At 64.2% G+C, this 967-nt stretch carries 2 protein-coding genes; both read right to left on the bottom strand.

Annotated elements, in window-relative coordinates; translation table 11 throughout:
- Positions 1-262, bottom strand: a 262-nt coding sequence (locus ACYU7Z_RS16390; protein ID WP_460572441.1) for a hypothetical protein, incomplete at its 3' end; no start/stop codon positions are given.
- 403 nt (positions 263-665) lie between these two features.
- Positions 666-967: transposase (locus ACYU7Z_RS16385; RefSeq protein WP_460572439.1), on the bottom strand; the 302-nt coding region annotated here is incomplete at its 5' end.

Genomic DNA, 967 nt, shown 5'->3' with positions numbered 1-967 from the left:
GGGACCGGAACCAGTGCGCGTGTGTGTCACCCTCCACATAGGTTCCGTAACCAAACAGTTCTCCAGTCTCGTCGCGGGTGCGGGCCACAGCGAAGACGATCAGCGGCCAGGCTCCGGCGTCCCACCCGTCGGATCCCCAGTTCGGCAGGGCTGACCAGGCGGTGCCTTCGAGGGTTTCCATCCAGTCGTACCCGTCCCCCATCCGGTCATCGACGGGAAGCCCCGGGACAGCAACGGTCTCATTGGTGTCTGTGGTGGTCATGCGGGTCCTCGTTGCAACGCTCATGGGTTTGCTCCTTTAGTTCACGGGCCGGGTCGGAGACCTTTGGTGACCAGCAGTTCCGGTTCCCTCTCCCCCACCATTTTCTTTGCCTGCTGGCGGAGCATCGCGGAGCTGTGCCCGACGGAGGCGGTGCCAACCCATGAGGGCAAGTGGGCAGGAGTTTGGTGAGGAAATAAGCGACGTAGGAGCGCCGAACCGAAGTCCTGGACGCGCAGCCGGCCGCAGGCCGGTTGAACCGCCGGAGCGGGCACGTATGATCCAACGGACAGCAGCAAAAGACAGAGAAGATTCTTTACTGTCCGAGCGGTAGCGAGGCCCGAATGGTGTGGCCGTAGGCTAAAGCCGTCCCGGTGATGGAGTCATCCCGGCAATGTAAGAAGGGTCAGGCCGCCAGAGGAGCTGGAACGGCTGGCGGGGGCCCGTACATGGTCCCGTCCCGCAGCATCGCCCAGAGGACGTTGAGTCGGCGTCTGGCCAGCGAAAGCACCGATTGGGTGTGGGTTTTACCTTCAGCGCGTTTGCGGTCGTAGTAGGTCCGTGACGCGGTCGAGCTTCTCAGGCTGGACATGGCCGCCAGGTAACAGACTCTGAGGAGCCGGCGGTCGTACCGCCGTGGCCGGTGGTGGTTGCCGCTGATTCGCCCCGAGTCCCGTGGGACCGGGGCCAGACCGGCGACACCAGCCA

Source organism: Flaviaestuariibacter terrae (assembly GCF_054777635.1).
Note: the sequence above shows the minus strand (reverse complement) of the source record. Positions and strands in the feature narration are given on the sequence as shown.